The sequence below is a fragment of the Streptomyces europaeiscabiei genome (assembly GCF_001550375.1).
Lineage (GTDB): Bacteria > Actinomycetota > Actinomycetes > Streptomycetales > Streptomycetaceae > Streptomyces > Streptomyces europaeiscabiei.
The window spans coordinates 1-4,536 of the sequence record NZ_LRTR01000419.1; the positions used below are offsets into that span (position 1 = coordinate 1).

General features: G+C 72.5%; 6 protein-coding genes. 4 read left to right on the forward strand and 2 right to left on the reverse strand.

The annotated features are described in order from the left end of the window. The 4 genes from AWZ10_RS20200 to AWZ10_RS20215 form a co-directional block, all read left to right on the forward strand. The coding region (locus AWZ10_RS20200; RefSeq protein ID WP_482258107.1) for an ArsA family ATPase at positions 1–693 on the forward strand (693 nt) is incomplete at its 5' end. 57 nt (positions 694–750) lie between these two features. Further along, positions 751–1,272 (forward strand): DUF5304 domain-containing protein, encoded by a 522-nt coding sequence (locus AWZ10_RS20205; RefSeq protein ID WP_046707278.1) that lies wholly within the window; start codon positions 751–753, stop codon positions 1,270–1,272. A gap of 95 nt (positions 1,273–1,367) precedes the next feature. Next, positions 1,368–2,321, forward strand: a complete 954-nt coding sequence (locus AWZ10_RS20210) for an ROK family glucokinase (protein WP_037693449.1) — start codon at positions 1,368–1,370, stop codon at positions 2,319–2,321. A 163-nt stretch (positions 2,322–2,484) separates the two neighbouring features. Further along, positions 2,485–3,234 (forward strand): endonuclease/exonuclease/phosphatase family protein, encoded by a 750-nt coding sequence (locus AWZ10_RS20215; RefSeq protein WP_046707279.1) that lies wholly within the window; start codon positions 2,485–2,487, stop codon positions 3,232–3,234. On the opposite strand, the gene AWZ10_RS20220 is transcribed toward AWZ10_RS20215, so the two are convergent. Next, on the reverse strand, positions 3,231–4,310 hold the full coding sequence (locus AWZ10_RS20220; RefSeq protein WP_060891740.1) for a CU044_5270 family protein: 1,080 nt from the start codon (positions 4,308–4,310) through the stop codon (positions 3,231–3,233). The genes AWZ10_RS20215 and AWZ10_RS20220 overlap by 4 nt on opposite strands. After that, on the reverse strand, positions 4,303–4,536 hold a 234-nt coding region (locus tag AWZ10_RS20225; protein ID WP_279616632.1), incomplete at its 5' end, for an RNA polymerase sigma factor. The genes AWZ10_RS20220 and AWZ10_RS20225, both read right to left, overlap by 8 nt.

The window sequence follows — 4,536 nt, forward strand, 5'->3', positions numbered from 1 at the left end:
CTGCGGCCGGTCCTCGGGCGGCTCGCCGGGGTGCCGATGCCCGCCGAGTGGCTGTACGAGACGGCCGCCCGGTGGGACGTGGAGCTGGCCGCCGTCGCGGCGGTCGTCGATGACCCGGGGACGAGTGTGCGACTGGTCGCCGAGCCGGGTCCGGCCGGCGCCGACCTCGTGCGCCTCGCGAGCGTCGGACTCGCCCTGCGGGCCCTCCCCGTGGACATGCTGATCGCCAACCGCGTCCTGCCCGAGGGCGTGCACGACACCTGGCTCGCCGGCCTCGTCGCCCAGCAGCGCAAGGCGTTGGAGGAATGGCAGGAGGTCCCCTCGGAGCGAGAGGCCCGTCCCGTACGGGGCGTCGCCCACCTGGGCCGCGACCCCCGCGGCGGCGACGACCTCGCCGCCCTCGACGTCCCCGGAGCGGGTGGGGCTCCCGCCCGCGTCGAGTGGGCCGTCACCGACAACCTCGGCGACGAGGGCGTGCTCGTATGGAACATCCCGCTGCCCGGGGCGATACGGGACGAGCTGGATCTCGTCCGGCGCGGCGACGAGTTGGTCGTCACGGCGGGGCAGTTCCGCCGCATCGTTCCGCTGCCTTCGGCACTGCGCCGCTGCACGGTGGACGGCGCGGCCCTGCGCGAGGGCTGCTTGAGGATCCGTTTCGCGCCGGACCCGCGGTTGTGGCCCCGGACAACGTGAACCGCATGGGCCCGTTCGGGTAACGTCGAAGGTACGAACCGTAGGCAGGAGCCCGCCATGAGCGAAGAGCGCCCCACGTCCGACGCCGGTCGTCAGGACGCGGCCGAGGAGGCACGGTCGGCCGAGCAGGCCCGCGCGACCGACCGGGTGCGCGCGACCGACTCCGACGCCTGGGCGACCGCGTGCGAGGAGGACCTCGTCGCGGAGAAGGCCCGCCGCCGGGCGAAGCACGGGCCCCCGCCGGGCTCGGCCGCCGAGGAACTGCGCAAGCTGGTCGACACCGTCGCGGAGAAGCTGTCCGGGCTGCAGTCGCCGTTGCTCGGCGCGGTCGCCGGGGGCGCGGCCCAGCAGATGGTCGGCCAGGTCGTCCGGCAGGCCAAGGCCGCCGTCGAACCCGTCATCGAACGCAACCCGGACGTCTTCGACCATCTCGCCTCCGCCGGCGGCGAACTGCTCGCCGCGTACCGCTCCGCCGTCGAGGCCCAGGAGCGCCGCTGGACGAACCGGGACACCTCCCACCGGGAAGAGCGCGACCAGGGCGACGACCCGGGCCCCGGAGAGCGCATCGACCTGGACTGACAGCGGGCCCGTCCGCCCGGCGGACGCCGGGAGTCCCGGCGCAGGGCCTCGGGTACGGTTGGCCGTAGCGGGGCTCGACCGAAACTGAGGGATTCATGGGACTCACCATCGGCGTCGACATCGGCGGTACCAAGATCGCGGCCGGTGTGGTCGACGAGGAAGGCAACATCCTCTCGACGCACAAGGTGCCGACCCCGGGCACGCCCGAGGGGATCGTGGACGCCATCGCCGCCGCCGTCGAGGGCGCGCGAGCCGGACACGAGATCGTCGGTGTCGGCATCGGCGCGGCCGGCTACGTCAACCGTCAGCGGTCGACGGTGTACTTCGCCCCCAACATCGACTGGCGCAACGAGCCGCTCAAGGAGAAGGTCGAGACCCGCGTGGGCCTGCCGGTCGTCGTGGAGAACGACGCCAACGCCGCCGCGTGGGGCGAGTACAAGTTCGGCGCAGGCAAGGGCCACCGCAACGTCATCTGCATCACCCTCGGCACCGGCCTCGGCGGTGGCATCATCATCGGCAACAAGCTGCGCCGCGGCCACTACGGCGTCGCCGCCGAGTTCGGCCACATCCGCATGGTCCCGGACGGGCTGCAGTGCGGCTGCGGTTCGCAGGGCTGCTGGGAGCAGTACGCGTCCGGGCGGGCCCTGGTCAGATACGCCAAGCAGCGCGCCAACGCCACCCCCGAGAACGCGGACCTCCTCCTCGGCCTCGGTGACGGCACCCCCGAGGGCATCGAGGGCAAGCACATCTCCATGGCCGCCCGCCAGGGCGACCCCGTCGCCGTCGACTCCTACCGCGAACTCGCCCGTTGGGCCGGCGCCGGCCTCGCCGACCTCGCCTCCCTCTTCGACCCGTCGGCGTTCATCGTGGGCGGCGGCCTGTCGGACGAGGGCGAACTGGTCCTCGACCCGATCCGCAAGTCCTACAAGCGCTGGCTCGTGGGCGGCAACTGGCGCCCCGTCGCCGAGGTCATCGCCGCCCAACTGGGCAACGAGGCGGGCCTGGTGGGCGCGGCGGACCTGGCGAGAGAACCCGACCCGATCATGTAGACACCGGCAGCCGTCCCCGCGCCCCGTTCTCGGGGGCGCGGGGCCCTGTCGACCGCGGCTCCGCCGCGTGGGCGCGACCAGCCCCCCGCCGGTCGTCAGCCGAACGAACGACCCGCAGTCTCCGGGCTCTCCCGGCGGAGTGGTGCCGCGTAGATTGATCCACATGACGCCGCTGCCCAACTCCCGCACGAACCCCGACGGTTCGGCAACCATCCGCGTCCTCAGTTACAACATCCGCTCCATGCGGGACGACACGGACGCCCTCGCCCGGGTGATCACCGCCTGCGCCCCCGACCTGGTCCTCATCCAGGAAGCCCCCCGTTTCTTCCGCTGGCGCAAGAAGCTCGCCAGGCTCGCCGCGGCCTCCCACCTGGTCACCCTCTCCGGCGGCGCCACCGCCTCCGGCCCCGCGCTGCTGTGCAACCTCCGCGCCACGGTCGAGCACACCGACGACGTGCTCCTGCCCCTCACCCCCGGCCTGCACCGACGCGGCTTCGCCACAGCGGTGGTCCGCTTCGGCCGCGCCCGCCTCGGCGTCCTGTCCTGCCACCTGTCCCTGCAGAAGGACGAGCGGTACGAGCAGGGCGGCCTGCTCCTCGACCACCTGGCCGGCCTGGGCGTGACACACGCGGTCGCGGGCGGCGACCTCAACGAGCGCCCGGACGGCCGCACATTCCGCCGCCTCGCCGGTGAACTCCAGGACTGCTGGACCACCACCCCCTGGGGCGGCGAGTACAGCTCCACGCCCACCGACCCCCACCAGCGCATCGACGCGATCCTGGCCACCCCCGGCATCGAGGTCCTCGGCTGCGGCGTCCCCCTCGACCACCCCGGCATCTCCGAGGACGACCTGAGGGCGGCCACGGACCACCTGCCGGTCCTGGCCGCCCTCAGAGTCCCCGCCGAGTCCTAGCCCGCGGCGGACGGATACTGCTTGACCTTGTCGACGATCGCCCAACTGTCCAGATACGAGAGCTGGGTGTACGTCTTCATGGTCTTGCCGTCGCCCGAGGAACGCTCGTCACGGAAGCCGAGGAACGCGTACGTCACCGGGTCGAAGATGAAGTAGCTGCCGTAGCCCGACGCCCCCTCGGGGCGGGTGGGATCGTCGTACGTGATGGCCACGCCGACCCGGCCCTTCGCGTCCTTCTGGTTCGGCAGGGCCTTGACCCCCGGCACCATCCCGAGCGCCTCGTACGCCGCCGGCCGCAGCCCCTCGGGCATCACCGGGACCAGTTTGAGCAGCCCGGCGAGGCTGAAGTGGATGTGCGACCACTCCTGGTCGGTGATCCTGTCCAGCGAGGTGTTCTTCTTGTCGCGCGCGAAGCCCACGTCCTGGAGCGCGAGGATCAGCTGATCCGGGTCGGTCGGGAGCTTTTGCAGCGTGCCCCAGTCCTTCGGTGGCCAGCTGGTCTGGTTCTCCTCGTTCGGTGGGGACCACCACCCCTTGCCGATCTCCATGATCCAGGACCGCTGGGAGCCGTCCACGGAGCGCCAGATCTCGTCGACGTGGGTCTTCGTCCTCCCCGTCTTCTGGTCGGTCTCCTTGATGATCTCCTTGGTGTAGATGAACTGGTCGTCCCGAGGACTGACCACCTTGTCGTTCTTCCGCGCGTACGAGGCCGCCCCGTTGAGCACGGTCTGCGCGCTGACGTTGCGCATGTGCGGCAGGTTCTTCACCGGCAGCGTGGCGGTCTTCCCCCGGCCGTCGTCGTGCTGCACGGTGACCAGGACACCCGCCGTGACCGCGGCGGCGACCGTACCGGCCAGGGCGATGCGCAGGACCGGGCGACGGCGGACCGGGCGATCGGGCCCGATCGCCCTGCGAGTCGCCCGGTCCGCACCGGGTGCGGTGATCGTGGCGAGCAGGCGGGCCCGCCCCCGCCGGCGGGCCTCGTCGTCCAGTGGGGGAGCCCCCGCGTCGAAGTCGGCGAGGTCCCGCAGGTCCCGGAGGTCCCGCAGGTCCCTCGGTCCGTCGATGTCACGCATGGGCGTCTGCCTCTCGGAAAGCGGTCGGATCGGATCCGCCCAGTGCTTCGCGCAATCTGCCGCGAGCCCGGTTCAGCCGGGATCTGATCGTGCCGACGGGCACGTCGAGGGCGCGGGCCGCCTCCTCGTAGTCGAGGCCGGCCCAGGCCACCAGCAGCACCACGTCGCGGTGGCGGGCGGACAGCCCGGCGGCCAGCTCCCGGCGCACCCCCGTGGCACCGGCCCC

Coding starts and splice junctions, on each gene's coding strand:
- AWZ10_RS20215 (WP_046707279.1), top strand. CDS start 2,485: ATGACGCCGCTGCCCAACTCCCGCACGAACCCCGACGGTTCGGCAACC.
- AWZ10_RS20205 (WP_046707278.1), top strand. CDS start 751: ATGAGCGAAGAGCGCCCCACGTCCGACGCCGGTCGTCAGGACGCGGCC.
- AWZ10_RS20220 (WP_060891740.1), bottom strand. CDS start 4,310: ATGCGTGACATCGACGGACCGAGGGACCTGCGGGACCTCCGGGACCTG.
- AWZ10_RS20210 (WP_037693449.1), top strand. CDS start 1,368: ATGGGACTCACCATCGGCGTCGACATCGGCGGTACCAAGATCGCGGCC.